The organism is Microbacterium sp. SY138, assembly GCF_039729145.1.
Taxonomy (GTDB): domain Bacteria; phylum Actinomycetota; class Actinomycetes; order Actinomycetales; family Microbacteriaceae; genus Microbacterium; species Microbacterium maritypicum_A.
In genome coordinates this window covers 445,865-463,842 of the sequence record NZ_CP155793.1, presented here as the reverse complement: position 1 = coordinate 463,842, position 17,978 = coordinate 445,865, and the positions used below count along the sequence as shown (strand labels likewise).

Sequence of the window (17,978 nt, the reverse complement as noted above, 5' to 3'; positions counted from 1 at the left end):
TCAGGACTCCATCTGGCGCGTGCGCGGGTCGAGGTAGGCGTAGACGACATCCGCGAGGATGTTGGCCAGGAGCACCGACAGCGTGATCACGAGGAACACGCCCTGCATGAGAGCGAAGTCCTTGGCGTTGGTCGCGTCGAGCAGCAGCTTGCCGACGCCCGGATAGCTGAACACCATCTCCATCACGATCGTGCCGCCGACGATGAAGCCGATCGACAGCGCGAAGCTCTGGATCTGCGGCAGCACGGCGTTGCGAGCGGCATAGCCCCAGAGGACGCGCTTGTTGGGCATGCCCTTGGCCTGAGCCACGGTGATGTAGTCGTCGTCGAGCACGGTCAGCATCATGTTGCGCATGCCGAGCACCCATCCGCCCAGCGAGGCGACCACGATCGTCAGCGCCGGCAGCGTGCCGTGCATGATCACCTGGCCGATGAAGTCGAGACTCCACTCCGGGGATTGGCCCTTGTCGTACGCGTGCGATGAGGGGAACCACTTCAGGGTCGAGGAGAAGATCGCGATCGCGATGAGTCCGAGCCAGAAGTACGGGATCGTGTTGAAGAAGGTCGTCACCGGGATGATCGCGTCGAGCTTGCTGCCGCGCTTCCAGCCGACGACGGCCCCGGCGATCGTGCCGATCGTGAAGGAGATGATGGTCGCGATGCCGACGAGACCCAGCGTCCACGGGAGGGCGGCGGCGAGCACCTCCGCCACGGGCCGCAGACCGTGCAGGGTCGAGATGCCGAGGTCTCCGCGCAGCAGCATCCCCCAGTACTCGAGGTACTGCTGCCAGATCGACTTGTCGGTGTCGATGCCGAGCAGGATGCGCAGCGCATCGGCGGCCTCGGGGCTCACGTTGCGGTTGCGCGCGAGGTAGGAGCTGACCGCGTCGCCCTTCATGAGGCGCGGAAGGAAGAAGTTGATGGTGATGGCCGCCCACAGGGTGAACAGGTAGAAGGCGGCTCGGCCGGCGAAGAAGCGCCACGGCACACGTCGGCGTCCGCGTTCCGCCGCGGTGGCGGTGGTGCCGACCTCGAGGGCGTCGCGGGCGACCAGGTCGTTGTCGTCGAGCTGGGGGAATGCGGTGCTCACAGGGTGCCTCCGTTCGATGCGGCCTGCGCGAAGAACGTGTCCGGGTCGGGGGAAGCGGATCGCAGTTCCCGCGTGTACGGGTCCTGCGGGTTGAGGATCACGTCGTCGGCGGCGCCGTACTCCACGACGCGGCCCTGGTTGAGGACCATGATCTCGTCGCTGAAGTGGCGGGCGGTCGCGAGGTCGTGCGTGATGTAGAGCACGCCGAGTCCCTCTTCGCGCTGCAGATCGGCGAGCAGGTTCAGCACGCCGAGGCGGATCGACACGTCGAGCATCGAGACGGGCTCGTCGGCGACGAGGAGCGAAGGGCGGGAGGCCAGGGCGCGGGCGATGGCCACGCGCTGCCGCTGGCCACCGGACAGCTCGTGCGGGCGTCGATCGATCACCGCGTCCGCGTCCAGGCGCACGCGCGCGAGGAGCCGGCGCACCTCGTCCTCCGTCTGCTTCTTCGGCACGACGTCGTCGAGACGGATCGGCCGCTCCAGGTGATAGCGGATCGAGTGGTACGGGTTGAGCGAGGCGAACGGATCCTGGAACACCATGCGCAGCTGCTGCCGGTACTTCCGGAGCCCCTTGCCGCGACGAGGGATGGGCGTGCCGTCGAGCAGCACCTCTCCGCTGGTCGGGGTCTCGAGCTGGGTGAGGATCTTCGCGATCGTCGACTTGCCGCTCCCGGACTGGCCGACCAGCCCGATCGTGCGCCCGGAGGTCAGGGTGAAGCTCACGTCGTCGAGGGCCTTGATCTGGCCCGCCCCGCGCACGTTGTAGGCCTTGGTGACACCACGGAATTCGAGGGTGGTCATCGCACCAGCACCCCTCTCTCCCCGGTGAGCCGGGGGAACGACGACAGCAGTGTCTTCGTGTACTCGTGCTCGGGCTGCGTCCAGATGCGTTCCGCGGTCGCGAGCTCGATGATCTCGCCCTCCCGCATGATCGCGATCCGGTCGCTGATCTCCAGGAGCAGCGGAAGGTCGTGGGTGATGAAGATCACCGAGAAGCCGAATTCGTGCCGCAGCTGCGAGATCTGCTTGAGGATCTCCCGCTGGACCAGCACATCGAGGGCGGTCGTCGGCTCGTCCATGACCATCAGCTGCGGACGCAGCGCGAGGGCCATCGCGATCATCACGCGCTGGCGCATGCCGCCGGACAGTTCGTGCGGGAAGGAGCGCACGCGCTGGCGTCCGACCTTCACGATCTCCAGCAGCTCCTCGGCTTCGGCGCGCCGCTGCTTGCGGTTCATGTCCGGGCGGTGGATCTCGAAGACGTCCTCCAGCTGCGAACCGATCGTCGCCACCGGGTTGAGGGCGTTCATCGCCCCCTGGAACACCATCGAGACCTTGTCCCAGCGGAACCGCTGCATGGCATCCACGCCGAGGGCGTTGATGTCGATGTCGACCCCGGTCACATCGTGGAAGGTCACACTGCCGCCGGTGATGACCGCGGGTGCCCGGAGCAGGCGCTGCACACCGTAGGCGAGCGTGGTCTTGCCGCATCCGCTCTCACCGGCGAGACCGAGGATCTCGCCGCGCTGCAGTTCGAGGGTGACGTTCTTCACCGCCTCGACGGGCGGATCGACGTCGTACACGACCGAGAAGTCGCGCACGCTGAGCAGGGGGTCTGGCATGAGGGTGTCCTTCGTCGACCTGATCAGGGGAGCCCGCACCGTCGTCGAGGCGGGCTCCCCGGCAGGATGCTGCTTACTCGGCGGGCTTCAGCTTCGTGAGGATCTGCACGATGTTCTGCTGAGTCGGGTCGGCAGACGCGTACGGGTCCTCTTCCGAAGGCCATCCGACGTAGTTGCGGGTGTTGAACTCGCCCAGCAGCGGGTGCGCGCCCAGCGGGATGGCCGGCACCTGCTCGGAGAAGATCGTCTGCAGCGTGTCGACCGCGGCGGTGCGCTCCTCGTCCGACGAGGCGTTGGCGTAGGAGTTCAGCGCGGCCGTCGCCGTCGGGTCGTCGAAGCGACCGAAGTTGAAGCCGGCCTTCCCGTCCGAGATCCATCGCGGGTCCATGGTCGAGGTGTACAGGCCGTAGGCCGTGCCACTGTCCTCGAGCCAATGGATGATCGCGGAGAACGTGCCGTTGTCTCGGGGATCGGCCCAGCCGCCCCAGTCGGGCATGTCGATCTTGACCTCGGCGCCGATGGCCTCCGTGACGTCTTCGGCGATCAGCTCCTGCGCGGTGTTCCAGTCGCTCCAGCCGGAGGGGACGGAGAGCGTGAACGAGACGGGTGCGCCGTCGGGGTCGATCAGCGCGTCGTCCTTCCAGGTGTACCCGGCGGTGGTGAGCAGGTCACGGGCCTTCTCGGCGTCGACCGCGTACTCCTTGCCCTGGAACTCGGGCTGGATCTCGTCGTCGAGGATCGAGGAGAGTCCCGTCACCGACCAGACGGCCTCGCTGGCGCCCTCGCGGGCGATGTCGACGTAGGCGTCGCGGTCGATCACCCAGGCGAGCGCCTGACGGAAGGCCGGGTCGTCGAACGGCTTCTGCTGCAGGTTCATGAACAGCGTCGCGGAACCGGTGGTGGGAGCCGCCCAGAACTTGTTGTGCTCGGGATCGGCCGAGAGGAACTGCTCCTCGATCTGCGGGATGAACGCCTGCGCCCAGTCGGCGTCGCCGTTCGCGAGGGCCGTGGTGAGAGCCGTGTTGTCGCCGTACGAGACGTAGTGCAGCTCGGGCACAGCCAGGTCGCCGCCCCAGTAGTCGTCGCGGGCGTCGAGCGTGACCGACTCGGTCGACCAGTTCGAGAGGACGTAGGGTCCGGTGCCCACCAGGTCGTCGCCCTTGACGGGGTCGGTGGCCGGGTCGTCGAGGTTCTCCCAGATGTGCTTCGGGACGATCGGCACGTGCAGGGCGCGGGCCTGGTTGACGTACTTCGACGCGGCGAAGGTCAGCACGACCTTGTCGCCGTCGACGGCAGCGCTGTCGAGCTGGAGGCCCGCGGTGTCGAGGGCGGGGGTGGAGGCGAGCTCGTAGGAGTAGACGATGTCTTCGGCGGTGAAGGGCTCGCCGTCGCTCCAGGTGACGTCGGCGCGAGGAACGACAGTGAGCACCGTGTAGTCGTCGTTCCATTCCAGGCTGTCGGCGAGCCACGGAGTGACGCCGCGGTCGCCGGTCTGGTTCACGAGGGCGAGGGTCTCGAAGATCACCTTGCCGTAGCCGTATTTCGAGGCGGACGAGTCGCCGACGAAGGGGTTGTTGGATTCGGTGGTGATCGCGCCGTCGGGCTTCGCGATGGTGAGAGATGCGGAACCGGCGCCATCGTCGGATCCACCGCCTGCCGAGCATCCGGCGAGGGCCGATACGCCGAGGGCGGTGATCGCGGTCGCGGCGATCAGAGACTTTCTGAGCTTCATTGCTTCTCCTAGGGCACGGGTCTTTGTGCTGCGTCGCCGGAGGACGGGAGTCCACCGACTGTCGTGATTTGCTTACTGTCGAGAAAGTAAGCTCTCGTGAGGTTACCGAGTAGTAAGTTTGATCGCAAGCACGGCTCGACGATGGAGAGGAGGCCGCGGTGGTAGACAGCGACCAGACAGTGCGCGTGCGCCCGGCGACCCTCGCGAAACGCGAGCAGATCCTCAAAGCAGCCGTCGAGATCTTCGGCAACAAGGGCTCGACCAACGGCACTCTGGCCGACGTGGCCGAGCAGGTCGGCATCACCCACGCCGGCGTCCTGCACCACTTCGGCTCGAAGCAGAAGCTGCTGCTCGAGGTTCTCGCCTATCGCGACCAGGCCGACGTCGCCGAGCTCGCCGAGAAGCACATCCCGGACGGACCTGAGCTGTTCCTGCATCTGGTGCGCACGGCGTTCGCGAACGAGAAGCGGCCCGGCATCGTGCAGGCCTATACGGTGCTGTCCGCCGAGTCGGTGACCGACGACCACCCGGCGCGGCACTTCTTCGAGGACCGCTACACGACCCTGCGTCGCGAGGTCACGGCGGCGTTCCACGAGCTGTGCGCCCAGGAGGGTGTGCGCGATCCCGACACGATCGCCGCAGCCGCCGCCGCGATCCTCGCGGTGATGGACGGTCTGCAGCTGCAGTGGCTCCTGCACCCCGACGTCGTCGAGCTCGGCGGAGCCAGCGAATTCGCGATCCAGGCGATCGTGAACGCCGTGCTGCACCCCGGGCCGGCGCTGCCGACGTACGTGCACCCCGCCTGATCCGTCGATCGCGGGCCCTCGGCAACGACCGCCGGCCGGGCTAGGCTCGGGCCATGACGATCGATCTCGAAGCGCTCTACATCGACCTGCACCAGCATCCTGAGCTCTCGTTCCAGGAGACGCGCACCGCCGGCATCGCCGCCCAGCACCTGCGCGATCTGGGGCTCGAGGTCGAGGAGGGCGTCGGGGTGACCGGCGTGGTCGGAGTGCTGCGCAACGGCGAAGGCCCGGTCGTCTGGGTGCGAGCCGACATGGACGCACTGCCCGTCGAGGAGCAGACCGGTCTGTCCTACGCGAGCACGGCGAAGGGCGTCGACCCCGCGGGCACCACCGTTCCCGTCATGCACGCCTGCGGTCACGACATGCACGTCACCGCCATGATCGGTGCGGTCGAGAAGCTCGTCGCCGAGCGATCCGACTGGTCGGGCACCCTCGTCGTGCTGATCCAGCCTGCCGAGGAGTACGGCGCCGGAGCGCGAGCGATGCTCGACGACGGGATCCTCGACCGCTACCCGAAGCCCGACGTGGTGCTCGGCCAGCACGTGACCCCGTTGCCCGCCGGCGTGATCGGCGTGCGCAGCGGCACGCAGATGGCCGCCTCCGACGGACTCACCGTCACCCTGCACGGCCGCGGCGGACACGGCTCGCGCCCGCATGCCACGATCGACCCCGTCGTCATGGCCGCCGCCACCGTGATGCGCCTGCAGACCATCGCCTCGCGCGAGATCGACCCGCAGGGCGTCGCCGTCGTGACCGTGGGATCGATCCACGCGGGCCTCAAGAACAACATCATCCCCGCCGAGGCGAAGCTCGAGCTCAGCCTGCGCTATCCGAACGAGGAGACGCGCGACAAGGTGCTCGCGAGCGTCGAGCGCATCGTGCGGGCAGAGGCCACCGCCTCGGGCGCCGAGCGGGAGCCCGAGATCCGCACCGACCACACGCTCCCCGCCACCATCAACGACGAGGACGCCACCGTCCGGGTGACCGCGGCCCTGCAGCGCGCCCTGGGCGAGGCGGCCGTCATCGACCCCGGAATGTTCACCGGCAGCGAAGACGTCTCGTGGTTCGCCCGCGACGCCGGGGCACCCCTCGTGTTCTGGTTCTGGGGCGGCATCGACCCCGCCCGGTTCGCCGAAGCAGTCGCCGCGGGCCGCCTGGGCGAGGACATCCCCACCAACCACTCGCCGTTCTTCGCACCGGAGATCCACCCGACGATCGAGGTCGGCGTCACCGCGCTGTCGGCCGCGGCCCGGGAGTTCCTCGCGTAGAGGGCCGGGGCGATGCGCTCACCCCGGACATGACGATGGCGGGGACGACTTGGAGTTCGTCGAGTTGGTCACGTCGGTAGTGCTTGCGGGCTGATCCGTGCAGTTCAGGCAACGTGTGCCCACTCGCGCACCGCGGCGCGAATCGCCTCAGAGCGCGTGGCGATGCCCTCGGCCTCAGCGCGCGCCGTCAGGGCAGCGATGGTGGTTGCGTCGAGCCGGACCGGAATTACCACGCCGGGCCCATCGCCCACGGTCGGTCGACCTCGACGCGGCTTGGGAAGTGTCGACAGGTCATAGCCGGCCTCGGCCTCATCTGCCCACGCCTGGATCTGCTCGTCGGTCACGGGCCTGCCGTTCAACAGGTGCTCGCTCATGCCATTGGCGTATACGAAAATCACCGATTTGTGTATACGAATAAGAAGCCGTCGCGGCCCCGCACCGCGGATCAGCCTCCGAAGTCCCGAAAGCCGTCGGTCGATAGGCTTCGGCCATGTTGGTTCGAAGAGCGACAACAGCAGACATCGATCGGCTCAGCGCCCTCAACGCCGGGGTCCAACTGCTACACGCGGAGGGGAGACCCGATCTTTTCAGAGAGCCAGAACCGGAGGCGCTGCGTGCGTTCCTCGCCGAGCAGCTAGCTGAGGGTGCGATCGTCCTCATCGCGGACGTGGACGGCGCGGTCGGCGGCTACATACTCGCCGAGGTCAACGCGCGACCTGCGAATCCGTTCCGTCACGCGTCCAAGAGCCTGTATGTGCACCACATCGCTGTCGACCCCGGCCAACGGCGACAAGGCGTCGGTCAGCAACTGATGGACGCTGCCGTCGCCATCGGGCGCGCAGAGGACGTAGATGCGGTGAGACTCGATTCGTGGTCGTTCAACCACGACGCGCACACGTTCTTCGAGGCAATGGGGTTCACTCCGATCAACGTGGTCTTCGAGCGGCGTCTTCGCTAGTCGGCCGAAGCCGAAGGATCCCCGTTCCGCCGCACTGTCGGCCGGTCGAGGACCGTGTTGTCCCAGACCCAGGTCGCCCGCTCCTGCGGTCGGGCCTCCGCGACGTACAGACGCTGCCCACCGACGTACCGGCGGTTGGACGGCGCCTCCGGATCGGGGTCGTGGCTCCCCGGGAATCGGGCGTTGCCCCGGGGGACGCTGACCTCGAACGGCGCATGGACCCAGACCGTGGCATCCCACACGGCGGCGATTTCGGGGCGCTGGAGAAAGATCCCGTCGACGAGGACGACCCCCGTCGGAGGGACGGCGATCGGTGCAGGGTCGACGGGTTCGTCACGACCGACGTCCCAGACAGCCGGCGTGATCGCCCCGTGCGCGCGCAGGGAATCGACGACACAGGCGCGGAACGCGTCGTATCGGTAGGAACCGGAGTAGAAGCCCTCCGGTCCTGTGCCCGCTGCGATGCGCTCGGCCTTCGGGCGATGGAATCCGTCGATGCTCACGCCGACGACCGGCCGGCCTTCGCGTCGTCGAGCCTGTGCTGAGAGTTCGTGAGAGAGATGCGTCTTCCCTGCGCCGTCGAAGCCGTCGAGCGCCACCAGGATCCGATCGTCTGGACGGAGACTCTCGATCTCGTCCCAGAGCTGCGACAGCACTGCCGAGCGTGATTGCGTGGTGCGCACGGGCCCGGTCAGCCGCCGATCGCGTTCATCCCGCGGGCCGGCTGCAGGAAGGAGGGGTCGTCGATCGCGTGCCCCGGCAGCTTGCCGTGCACGCACGAGCGCAGCAGTGCGGCGATCTCATCGGCGCGCTCGCCCGGGGCGGAGGCCGACTCTCCGCGCAGCAGCCCGGTCAGGTCGTACTCGGCGAGCGAGAAGAGGCAGTTGCGCAGCTGGCCGTCTGCCGTCAGCCGCAGGCGGTCGCAGGCGCCGCAGAACGGGGCCGTGACCGAGGCGATCACACCGACCTCATGCGGGCCGCCGTCGATCCGCCACTTCTCGGCGGGTGCGCCTCCCCGACCCTCGACCGGATCGAGACGCCAGCGTTCCCCGAGCGACGCGAGGATCTCCTCGCGCGTGACCATCGAGGCCCGGTCCCAGGTGTGTCCGGCGTCGAGCGGCATCTGCTCGATGAATCGCAGTTGCGCGCCGACGCTCATCGCGAACTCCACCAGGTCGACCAGCTCGTCGTCGTTGACGCCGCGCATCGCGACCGCGTTGAGCTTGAGCGGGCGGAGCTCGGATGCCGCAGCCGCCGCGATGCCCTCGAACACATCGTCGAGGCGGTCGCGCCTGGTCAGGTCGGCGAAGCGCTGACGATCGACCGTGTCGATGCTGATGTTGAGGCGAGTGAGCCCGGCATCGATCAGGGCCGGGAGCTTCTGGGCGAGGCTGATGCCGTTGGTGGTCATCGCGACCTCGACGGGGCCCCCCTCCCCCTCGATGCGGGAGATTCGCCTCACCACCTCGACGATGTCGGTCCGCAGCAGCGGCTCGCCGCCGGTGAGCCGGAAGGTGCGGATGCCGAGGGCCGCGGCCACTTCGGCCACCTCGACGATCTCGTCGGTGGAGAGGATGCTCGTGCGGGCGAGCCACTCGTTGCCCTGCTCGGGCATGCAGTACGTGCAGCGCAGGGAGCAGCGATCGGTGAGCGAGATGCGCAGATCGCGATGCACCCGGCCGTGCGTGTCGACGAGACCTCCGCCGATTCCTGCGAGAGAGGCGGCCTGCGGAGACGGATCGACGCGCGGCGCGCGCACACCGATCACGACCGGTACGACCGCCATGGCGCTTCCCCACTCCCCGTCATCTTTTGAGAGTAACCCGCGACGACCGGGGCAGGGCCGGTTTCGTGGCGACGACCGGCAGATTGCCAGTGTCCGGAAGCGTCGGCGGCGACTTCGTCAGAGCACGGGCACGAAGCTCACGTGCGCGGGGTCTACCCGCAGGTGGACCGCATCTCCCGGCGCGAGCCCGGCAGCGTCGGCGAGGGAGACATCGACCGCGCATCCCGCGGTCTGCACGCGCACACCGGCGAGGGTGGGCTCGAGTCGCGTGACCTCGGTGCGCCAGGCATCCGGATCCGCGGCGTCGACGACGCGCACGTGCTCGGGGCGGAAGACCGCAGCGAGAGGGGTGCCGTCGACTGCGGCGAGCGCGAGCGAGCCGGCATCCGCGGTCGTGAGGTGCAGATCTCCGTTCCGCCAGGCGCCGCCCGCGGCGACCCCCGCCACGCGATTGACCCCCGCGATCGACGCGACGAACCCGGAAGCCGGAGCCGACAGGACGGCGCGCACCGGTCCGCTCTGTGTGACCCGACCGGCCTCGATGATCACGAGCCGCTCCGCCAGCGCGACGGCATCCGCGGCATCGTGCGTGACCGCGATCGTGGTGATCCCGGCCAGCTGATCACGCAACATCTGTCGGATGTCGCCGGCCGTCGCCGGGTCGAGCGCCACCAGCGGCTCGTCGAGCAGCACCGCGCGCGGGGACGCGGCGAGAGCCCGGGCGACCGCGACGCGTTGCCCCTCCCCGCCGGAGAGCTCGCGAGGCATCCGTCCGCCGGCACCGCGGAGTCCGACGCGTGCGAGCCATTCGTCCGCAAGGTCGCGTGCCGAGCCGGCATCCGCCCCTGCAGCTCGGGGGCCGAAAGCCACGTTCTCGCACACCGAGAGATGCGGGAACAGCCGTGCATCCTGTCCCAGCAGCACGATGCCCCGATTCATCGGCGTGGTCCGCACGCGGGGCGCGGACACGCGGTCGACCACGCGTCCCGCGACGTCGATCTGCCCGGCGGTCAGTGGCTCGAGTCCCGCGAGGGCCTGCAGCAGTGTCGACTTTCCCGCGCCGCTCGGTCCCATGACGGCGACCGTCTCACCGACCGCGGCCTGCACGGCGACCTCGACGGCGAAGTGCTCGCGCTCGACCACGATGTCGGCGCGCAGTCCCGGTTCGACGGCGGCGCGGCGCTCGGCCGGCAGACCGTTCGCCAGGGTCATCGCGCCGCCCCCGGTCGCCAGCCGCGCACGAGCAGCAGCACGATGATCGCGGTGGCGAGCAGCAGCAGGGCGAGGGCGACCGCCGTGCCCTGCGACACTCCGGCACCGTTGAACGCGGTGTAGATCGCGAGCGGCATCGTCTGGGTGACTCCCGGCCGGTTCCCGGCGAACAGCGCCGTCGCGCCGAACTCGCCGATGGCCCGCGCGAAGCACAGCACGACGCCGGCGACGATGCCCGGCGCGGCGAGCGGCAGGGTGATGCGGCGCAGGATCGTCCATCGTCCGGCTCCGAGCGCTGCCGCCGTGCGCTCGTAGTCCACGCCCGAGGTGCGCACCGCGCCTTCGACGGCCAGCACCAGGAAGGGCAGGGCGACGAATGTCTGTGCCAGCACGACAGCCGGGGTGCTGAACGACAGGCCGAGCCCGCCGAGCCACCCCGCGCGCCCGAACAGGTAGAGCAGCGCGACGCCGCCCACCATGGGGGGCAGCACCAGCGGCACCGTGACGACGGCACGCAGCACCGCGGCCAGGCGGGGCCCGGAGCGGGCGATGTAGAGCGCGAGCGGCACCCCGACGACGATGCACAGCACGGTGGCCAGCAGGCCGGTGCCCAGCGAAAGCAAAAGCGCCGAGAGCGCAGCCTCCGACGTCACATCGGCGAGAAAGGTCGACCACTGCACCCGCGCCACGAGTGCGGTCAGCGGCAGGATGAGGAACGACAGTCCGATGAGGGCCGGAACAGCGAGCGCGCGCGGAGCGTATCCGCGTGCGCCGGTCACGCTCATGGAGCCCCGAAGCCGAAGTCCGCCAGGATCTTCTGACCCGCGTCCGACAGCACGAACGTCACGAACGCATCGGCCGCCTCGGCGTTCGGCGCATCGGCCAGCGCGGCGATCGGGTAGTGGTTGACGACGTCGTCGGCACCGTCGGGCACGATCACCTCGACGTCGTCACGTCCGATCACATCGGTGGCGTACACGAGTCCGGCATCGGCTTCGGAAGCGGCGACCTTCGTGAGCACGGCCGTGACGTTCTGCTCGAGACTGGCGGCGTCGACCGTCACGCCCGCCGTCGAGAGCAGTTTCGCGGCGGCCGCACCGCACGGCACCTCGGGCGCACACAGCACCGTGGTCACGTCGGCGAGATCGGAGAGGGTCTCCACCTCGCCCGGGTTGCCCGCCGGCACCGCGATCACGAGGGTGTTGGAGGCGAACAGCGTCGGATCGACCGCCACATCCGCCGCCTTGTCCATGTTCGCCTCGTCGGCGGACGCGAACACGTCGGCCGGTGCTCCTTCGAGGATCTGTGTGACGAGGGTCGACGAGCCGTCGTAGACGGGAGTGAACCGCACGTCGGGGTTCTCGGCGGTGAACGCCTCGCCGATCGCATCGAAGGCCCCGCTGAGCGATGCGGCGGCATAGACCGTGAGCTCTCCGCTCACACCGCTCTTCTCCGCCGACGGCGAGGGCGAGGCGGTGCTCTCGGTGGCGCCCGCACAGCCGGTGAGGGCGAGCGCGGCGGCGGCGAGGACGGCGGCGGCGCGGAGCGTGCGGTTCATGTCAGCCTTTCGGTACTTCGACCACGACCTGGGTCGCCTTGACGGAGGCGGTGGCGAGCGCGCCGACCCCGAGGTGCAGTTCGCGCGCGGCCTCGGCAGACATCAGCGAGACCACGCGGTGAGGACCGGATTGGATGTCGACCTGCGCCATCAGCCCGTCGATCTGCACCCGGGTGACGATTCCCACGAAGCGGTTGCGCGCGCTGGAGAGCACATCTCCGGCACTCTTCGCCTCCTCCGCGAGCGCGACGGCCCGTTCCGCGACGGCATCGCCGGGGATCTCGGCGGGCACGGCATCGGTGACCGGAAGCAGCCCCTGTTCGATCCAACGCCGGACGGTGTCGTCGCTCACGCCGAGCAGCTGCGCTGCGCGAGCGATCCGATACGTCTGCATGGAGAGAATCTACCGCAGAAGCGGAGATTTTCCTCGAAAATCTCCGAGTCTGCAATGATCCATACCCCTTCCGCTCCGCACGTCGACGGACCGTTCCTGTGTCCCCCGAATGGCCGATAGCGCGTGCGGCAGGGGTCGGCCAAGATGAGTGTCACCATGACGGCACCGAATCCACCGGCGGACGACCTCTCCGAGTTCGCTGAACTGATGTCCCACGAGCAGGAGTTCCTCTCCCCCCGTGATCGGATCGATCCGGAGGTGCGCCGAAAGCGCAGGCGGCGGGGGCTCATCATCACCGGGGCCTGCATCTTCCTGCTGCTGGCTGCCGCCGGTGGCTACATCGGGTGGGCGCTCACCGCGCCCGTGGATCCGCCGGCGGTGACCACGCAGACGCCGCAGGTCCCGGCCGTCGATGCGGCGGCGATCACCACGCCACCGGCGGGTGCGTCAGCGATCAGCATCGCCGGCGCGGACGCCTATCTGGGCGAGGGGGCGAGTGGCATCTGGTCGTCGAGCGGGACCGGCGAACCCCTGCCCATCGCGAGCATCACCAAGCTCATCACCGCACTCGTCATCCTCGACGCGTCGCCGCTCGCCTCCGTCGATGACCCCGGTCCCACCATCACGTTCGGCAAGGCCGACCACGACCTCTACGACCGGTACTACGTGCAGGGCGCCACGATCGCGCCGATGCCCACCGGCACGTCGATGTCGCTGCGCGATGCCCTGGCGGCCATGCTGATCCCCTCGGCGAGCAACTATGCCGAGGCGCTGTCGTCGCACGTCTTCGGGTCGCAGAGCGCGTTCCTGGGCGCGACGCGGGATTGGCTCGCCGCCCAAGGACTGACCGGCACGACCATCACCGAACCCACCGGCATCAGCCCGCGCAACACGAGCACGCCTGTCGATCTCGTGGCCATCGGAAAGCTCGCCGCCGCGAACCCGGTGATCGCCCAGATCGTCGCCACCCCGTCGATCACGCTCCCCGGAGCGGGCCTGCTCTACAACACCAACGGCCTTCTCGGCACCAGCGGGATCACGGGACTGAAGACCGGCACCCTCGGCGAAGGCACCTACAGCCTGCTGTACACGGCCACCCTCGTCGTGGGCACCACCGATCCGCTGGCCGTGACCGGCGTGATCCTCGGAGGGTCGTCACGCGATTCGGTGAATGCTGGTGTGCTCGCCGCCCTGGACGGCGTCCGCTCCGGCTTCCACGAGGTGCCCGTCGCCACCCCCGACCAGGAGGTCGGGACGATCTCGACGCCGTGGGGCTCCTCCGCCCGCCTGGTCATCGGCGAGGCGGCGTCGATCTTCACGTGGTCGGACACGCCGATCACCGTGACGATGGACATCGAGACGCCGCCGACCTATCGGGACGGCTCCACCGTGGGCACCGTCACCTGGACCGCCGGCCCGAACACGGTCACCGCTCCGGTCGAGATCAAGGGGAGCATCGAGCAGCCGTCCGAGTGGTGGCGCCTCACCCACCCGTCGCAGCTCGGTTCGATCGCAGACGCTCGACGCTGAGACCGATCGCCAGGATGCTGACCAGCACCCAGGCGACAGCACCGCACCACACCGCGAGCGTGCCGACGGCGACCAGCTCCCCGACGCCTGCGGCCCTGCCGAGGGCGATGGTCGCGGTGGCGTACATGCCGATCGGGAAGACGATGCTCCACCACCCCACGGTGAACCGACGCGCGCCCGGACGCGTGCGGAGATCGCGGATGCCGAGCCCCACGAGGAACGGGATGAGGAACGTTCCGAACGACCAGAGCGCCATCGCCACGACGGTGACCGCTCCCTCCGTGCCGGGGAGGACGGCGGAGTCTGCCGTCAGCAGACGCGCGGCGGCCAGTGTGGAGATCGCGGTCGATCCCGTCAGCACCCATGCGGTCGGCGCGACGTCGATCGCAGCGATCTCCTGGCCGAGCAGCCGCACCGTCACCGCCGCCATGAGAAGCAGATACAGAACGATCCCCAGGCACCAGAGACCGAACGCCGCGAGGCCCAGCAGGGGGTGCCCTCCGGCGGTCGCGCTCGTCAGGACCGACAGCGACTGGGTGGCGACGACGAGGAGGAACCACCCGCCGTCGACCGTGCGGAGCAGGGGCCGCCGTGAGGCGTGCGTGACGAGCCACGGCAGCATCCCGTACGTCAGAAGCGCCCAGAGCAGCGCTTCCAGGGCGAGGGCGACGGGGAGGATCCCCTCGGCCCCGAGCGACGCACCCAAGGTGGCGGTGACCCCGATCGCCGCCACGATCGTGAAGAACCCGAATGCGCGGCCCGGGTCACCGGCGTCACGGAGCACGGCGGCCGGCGCCAGGAGCACGCGCGCGACGGTGGCGATCAGCAGGAGCGCATACCCGCCGACGGCGAGCACGAACGACACGGCCCCGATCGGGGACAGTCCGATCGCGACGAAAGAGGTGCCGACGATGCCGGTCGCCATCACGAAGGAGAATCCCGCGGGCGGGAGCCGTTCGATCATCGTGCGCACGGACATCACTCAGATCGACCGCCGGTACTCCTGCGGCGTGCGGGCGAGGGTCCCCTGCTCCGCGCTCGTCTTCTCGCCGCAGTCCACCATCCGACACCTCTCGAAGATCGTCACCGATGTCGGCCGCGGTACCGCGTGCCCTGAAGTCGAGGATGTCAGAACATCCGCCGCGGCACGATCAGGCGAGCCGCGACGTCGCGACCCGACGGGCATACGCTGAGTCCATGCAGCCTCTCGTCGCCCCCGCTCCCGTGCTGGAGCCGGAAGAACTCGTCCGTACGGCGCGGCACGCGGTGCTCGCCGGCATCGGCGAGGAGGGACAGCGCCGCCTCAACGCCGCTCACGTCACGATCGTCGGCGCGGGCGGACTCGGATCCCCTGTGCTCCTCGCCCTGGCCGCCGCCGGGGTCGGATCGCTCACGGTGATCGACGACGACGTGGTGGAGCTCACCAATCTGCAGCGTCAGCTCGCGCACCGGGTGGAGGACATCGGGACGCGCAAGACCGCATCGGCCGCACGCGCCATCACCGCCCTCGCCCCGCACACCGTCGTGACCCCAGTCCCCGAGCGCCTGGATGCGGCCAATGCCGAGCGCCTGCTCACGGGCGCCCACGTGGTGGTCGACACGAGCGACACGTTCGCGACCCGTCGTGAGGTGGCCGCCGCCTGCGAAGCGCTCGGACTTCCCCTCGTGTGGGGAGCTGTGCAGGAGTGGCACGCGCAGGCCACGGTCTTCTGGTCGGACCCGCCCGCGGGAGAGCCGGTCGTGCTCGCCGACCTCTTCCCGGTCGGCACCGAGGACGAACCCCCCAGCTGCGCCCAGGTCGGTGTGCTCGGCGCCCTGTGCGTGCAGGTCGGCGGAATGCTCGCCGGCGAGGTGATCAAACTCGTGACGGGCGCAGGCGAGCCGCTGCTCGGACGACTCGCGATGGTCGATGCGCTCACGTCCCGGCAGCACGAGATCGTGATCCGCCCGGCAACCGCCACGACCCCGGAGGCCACCGCGGGGGCCCGCGCATGACCGGCCGCCGCACGGTCGAGGAACAGCTCGCGCGCGTGCTCGATGCCGTCCACGTCATCGAGCACGAGACACGGCCGGTGGCGGCTGCCGCGGGGCGCACGCTCACCGCTGCCGCAGCCGCCGCCCACGACATCCCCCTGTTCGACAACTCCGCCATGGACGGCTTCGCGGTACGAGGTGCGGATGTCGCCGACGCGTCCGAGGAGAATCCGGTCACCCTGCGCGTGGTCGCCGACCTGCCCGCCGGAGTCGCCCTCGACCCTGCTCTCGGCGTCGGCGAAGCCGCACGCATCATGACCGGCTCGCCCACCCCCACCGATGCCGACGTGATCGTGCCCTTCGAGGACACGGCCGGCGGTCTCGCCGACTCCCTCGGCGAGGTGACGGTGCTGCACGCCCCGGCCAAGCCCGGAGTGTTCGTGCGCCGACGCGGAGCCGACCTGCGCACCGGCGACGAAGTCGTTCACGCCGGCGAGCGCCTCGGACCCTTCCAGCTCGCCGCCGCAGTCGCGGCCGGCATCGTCGAGGTCTCGGTGACGCGGGCTCCGCGCGTGGCCGTGGTGTCGACGGGCAGCGAACTGCTCGCGCCGGGCGAAGCCCCCGCCCGCGGACGCATCCCCGACTCGAACGGTCCCCTGCTCGAACAGCTGGTCGCCGCAGCCGACGCCGAGGTGGTGCTGGTCGCGCGGGTTCCCGACGAGGCCGACGCCGTCCGAGCCGTGACCGCCGAGGCCGTCGCGCGCGGAGCCGATGTGATCGTGTTCACCGGCGGCGTGAGCGCGGGCGCCTACGAGCCGGTGCGCGGGGCCTTCGACGGCGGAGGACAGGTCGAATTCGCCGCGGTGGCCATGCAACCGGGAAAACCGCAGGCCTTCGGGGTGCTCGAGAACGGGTCTCTGGTATTCGGACTGCCGGGCAACCCCGTGAGCGTGGCGGTGTCGTTCGAGGTGTTCGTGCGCCCCGCCCTGCTCGCGATGCAGGGGCGCTCCGCGATCCACCGACCGCGCGCCGCGTTCACCGCCGACGCATCATGGACGCCGCCGCCGGGCCGACGCCAGTACCTTCCCGCCGTCGTCGACCTCGCGGCCCGCACCGTCCGCCCGGCCACCGCCGGCGGATCGGGATCGCACCTCGCGGGCGGACTCGCCCGTGCGCACGCGTTCGCGATCGTGCCGGCCGAGGTCGAGACCGTGGCCGTGGGCGACGTCATCGATGTCATGCTGGTCGGATGAGCTTTCCTCACCTGGACGCGGCGGGCCGCGCGCACATGGTCGACGTGACCGCGAAGCAGCCGACCGTGCGCACCGCGACGGCCCGAGGCTTCGTCCGCTGCAGCCCCGACGTGATCACCGCCCTCCGCGATGGCACCGTGCCGAAGGGCGACGTGCTCGCCGTGGCACGCATCGCGGGCATCCAGGCGGCCAAGTCCACCCCCGCGCTGCTGCCGCTGGCGCACGTGATCGGCGTGCATCGGGCGAGCGTCGACCTCGAGATCGTCGACGACGGCGTGCGCATCGAGGCGACGGTGGGCACCGCCGACCGTACCGGTGTCGAGATGGAGGCGCTGACGGCCGTGTCGGTCACCGCCCTCGCGATCGTCGACATGATCAAGGGCGTCGACCGCGCCGTCGTGATCGAAGACGTGCGGATCGTGGCGAAGTCGGGCGGCCGTTCCGGCGACTGGGTCCGTCCGGGCGAAGCAGACCCCGGAGACCCCCGATGACGCGGGTGCGCTACTTCGCCGCTGCTGCGGAGGCTGCGGGAACCGACGTCGAGGAGCGCGGGGAGCGGTCACTCGTCGCCCTGCGCGCGGCGGTCGTCGCCGAGCATCCGGCCCTCGTCGACATCCTGCCGCGCTGCGCGGTGCTCGTCGACGGGGTGCGCACCGACGGCGACCTCGCCCTCGACGACGCGGACCTCATCGACGTGCTCCCGCCCTTCGCGGGTGGATGACCACACGCCACCTGCAGGAACGCTGGCCGCTTGCAGGACCGATGACCGGCGTTTCCTCCTGCACGCGGCAAGA

General features: G+C 69.7%; 20 protein-coding genes. 8 read left to right on the top strand and 12 right to left on the bottom strand.

The window, feature by feature from the left end; genetic code table 11:
* The 4 genes from ABDC25_RS02165 to ABDC25_RS02150 all read right to left on the bottom strand — a co-directional run bounded on the left by ABDC25_RS02165 (position 1) and on the right by ABDC25_RS02150 (position 4,445).
* Positions 1-1,089, bottom strand: coding sequence for an ABC transporter permease (locus ABDC25_RS02165; protein WP_347124615.1), 1,089 nt, complete (start codon positions 1,087-1,089; stop codon positions 1-3).
* On the bottom strand, positions 1,086-1,892 hold the full coding sequence (locus ABDC25_RS02160; protein ID WP_029260044.1) for an ATP-binding cassette domain-containing protein: 807 nt from the start codon (positions 1,890-1,892) through the stop codon (positions 1,086-1,088). The genes ABDC25_RS02165 and ABDC25_RS02160 overlap by 4 nt, the downstream gene beginning before the upstream one ends.
* Positions 1,889-2,713, bottom strand: a complete 825-nt coding sequence (locus ABDC25_RS02155; RefSeq protein WP_021199256.1) for an ABC transporter ATP-binding protein — start codon at positions 2,711-2,713, stop codon at positions 1,889-1,891. The genes ABDC25_RS02160 and ABDC25_RS02155 overlap by 4 nt, the downstream gene beginning before the upstream one ends.
* 73 nt (positions 2,714-2,786) lie before the next feature.
* A complete protein-coding gene (locus tag ABDC25_RS02150; protein WP_029265087.1) occupies positions 2,787-4,445 on the bottom strand; it encodes an ABC transporter substrate-binding protein in 1,659 nt (552 codons plus the stop codon).
* Positions 4,446-4,603: 158 nt separating this feature from the next.
* On the opposite strand from ABDC25_RS02150, the gene ABDC25_RS02145 reads away from it, so the two are divergent.
* Both ABDC25_RS02145 and ABDC25_RS02140 read left to right on the top strand, forming a co-directional pair.
* On the top strand, positions 4,604-5,251 hold the full coding sequence (locus tag ABDC25_RS02145) for a TetR/AcrR family transcriptional regulator (RefSeq protein ID WP_021199258.1): 648 nt from the start codon (positions 4,604-4,606) through the stop codon (positions 5,249-5,251).
* A 53-nt stretch (positions 5,252-5,304) separates the two neighbouring features.
* Entirely contained in the window at positions 5,305-6,519 is a 1,215-nt protein-coding gene (locus tag ABDC25_RS02140; protein ID WP_021199259.1) for an amidohydrolase, read from the top strand.
* 104 nt (positions 6,520-6,623) lie between these two features.
* Here ABDC25_RS02140 and ABDC25_RS02135 read toward each other — a convergent pair whose 3' ends face one another.
* Positions 6,624-6,893, bottom strand: coding sequence for a ribbon-helix-helix protein, CopG family (locus ABDC25_RS02135; RefSeq protein ID WP_021199260.1), 270 nt, complete (start codon positions 6,891-6,893; stop codon positions 6,624-6,626).
* Between the two features lie 116 nt (positions 6,894-7,009).
* Between ABDC25_RS02135 and ABDC25_RS02130 the strand changes: the two genes are divergently transcribed.
* Complete coding sequence (locus ABDC25_RS02130; protein ID WP_021199261.1) at positions 7,010-7,477, top strand: GNAT family N-acetyltransferase; 468 nt, start codon at positions 7,010-7,012, stop codon at positions 7,475-7,477.
* Here ABDC25_RS02130 and ABDC25_RS02125 read toward each other — a convergent pair.
* The 6 genes from ABDC25_RS02125 to ABDC25_RS02100 all read right to left on the bottom strand — a co-directional run bounded on the left by ABDC25_RS02125 (position 7,474) and on the right by ABDC25_RS02100 (position 12,427).
* Positions 7,474-8,160 carry a hypothetical protein gene (locus ABDC25_RS02125; protein ID WP_021199262.1) on the bottom strand — a complete coding sequence of 229 codons (687 nt, stop codon included), beginning with the start codon at positions 8,158-8,160 and terminating at the stop codon, positions 7,474-7,476. The two genes, ABDC25_RS02130 and ABDC25_RS02125, sit on opposite strands and share 4 nt — an antisense overlap.
* Positions 8,161-8,168: 8 nt before the next feature.
* On the bottom strand, positions 8,169-9,263 hold the full coding sequence (gene moaA / locus ABDC25_RS02120) for a GTP 3',8-cyclase MoaA (RefSeq protein ID WP_347124611.1): 1,095 nt from the start codon (positions 9,261-9,263) through the stop codon (positions 8,169-8,171).
* Between the two features lie 117 nt (positions 9,264-9,380).
* Complete coding sequence (locus ABDC25_RS02115) at positions 9,381-10,475, bottom strand: ABC transporter ATP-binding protein (RefSeq protein ID WP_347124609.1); 1,095 nt, start codon at positions 10,473-10,475, stop codon at positions 9,381-9,383.
* Positions 10,472-11,260 carry a molybdate ABC transporter permease subunit gene (gene modB, locus ABDC25_RS02110; RefSeq protein WP_021199265.1) on the bottom strand — a complete coding sequence of 263 codons (789 nt, stop codon included), beginning with the start codon at positions 11,258-11,260 and terminating at the stop codon, positions 10,472-10,474. The genes ABDC25_RS02115 and modB overlap by 4 nt, the downstream gene beginning before the upstream one ends.
* Positions 11,257-12,033, bottom strand: a complete 777-nt coding sequence (gene modA, locus ABDC25_RS02105) for a molybdate ABC transporter substrate-binding protein (protein WP_021199266.1) — start codon at positions 12,031-12,033, stop codon at positions 11,257-11,259. The genes modB and modA overlap by 4 nt, the downstream gene beginning before the upstream one ends.
* A 1-nt stretch (position 12,034) precedes the next feature.
* The gene (locus tag ABDC25_RS02100; protein ID WP_021199267.1) at positions 12,035-12,427 is read right to left on the bottom strand and encodes a TOBE domain-containing protein; all 393 of its coding nucleotides are present in this window, start codon (positions 12,425-12,427) and stop codon (positions 12,035-12,037) included.
* A gap of 156 nt (positions 12,428-12,583) precedes the next feature.
* Between ABDC25_RS02100 and ABDC25_RS02095 the strand changes: the two genes are divergently transcribed.
* The gene (locus ABDC25_RS02095) at positions 12,584-13,957 is read left to right on the top strand and encodes a D-alanyl-D-alanine carboxypeptidase (RefSeq protein ID WP_029260049.1); all 1,374 of its coding nucleotides are present in this window, start codon (positions 12,584-12,586) and stop codon (positions 13,955-13,957) included.
* On the opposite strand, the gene ABDC25_RS02090 is transcribed toward ABDC25_RS02095, so the two are convergent.
* Complete coding sequence (locus ABDC25_RS02090) at positions 13,911-14,936, bottom strand: tellurite resistance/C4-dicarboxylate transporter family protein (RefSeq protein WP_347124606.1); 1,026 nt, start codon at positions 14,934-14,936, stop codon at positions 13,911-13,913. The two genes, ABDC25_RS02095 and ABDC25_RS02090, sit on opposite strands and share 47 nt — an antisense overlap.
* 218 nt (positions 14,937-15,154) lie before the next feature.
* Here ABDC25_RS02090 and ABDC25_RS02085 point away from each other — a divergent pair, with 218 nt between their 5' ends.
* The 4 genes from ABDC25_RS02085 to ABDC25_RS02070 are packed head-to-tail and all read left to right on the top strand — an operon-like array spanning position 15,155 to position 17,905.
* Positions 15,155-15,952 (top strand): HesA/MoeB/ThiF family protein, encoded by a 798-nt coding sequence (locus tag ABDC25_RS02085; protein WP_347124604.1) that lies wholly within the window; start codon positions 15,155-15,157, stop codon positions 15,950-15,952.
* Entirely contained in the window at positions 15,949-17,184 is a 1,236-nt protein-coding gene (gene glp, locus ABDC25_RS02080; protein ID WP_347124602.1) for a gephyrin-like molybdotransferase Glp, read from the top strand. The genes ABDC25_RS02085 and glp overlap by 4 nt, the downstream gene beginning before the upstream one ends.
* A complete protein-coding gene (gene moaC, locus ABDC25_RS02075) occupies positions 17,181-17,675 on the top strand; it encodes a cyclic pyranopterin monophosphate synthase MoaC (protein WP_136023944.1) in 495 nt (164 codons plus the stop codon). The genes glp and moaC overlap by 4 nt, the downstream gene beginning before the upstream one ends.
* Complete coding sequence (locus tag ABDC25_RS02070; protein WP_029265098.1) at positions 17,672-17,905, top strand: MoaD/ThiS family protein; 234 nt, start codon at positions 17,672-17,674, stop codon at positions 17,903-17,905. The genes moaC and ABDC25_RS02070 overlap by 4 nt, the downstream gene beginning before the upstream one ends.
* The last annotated feature ends 73 nt before the right edge of the window (positions 17,906-17,978 follow it).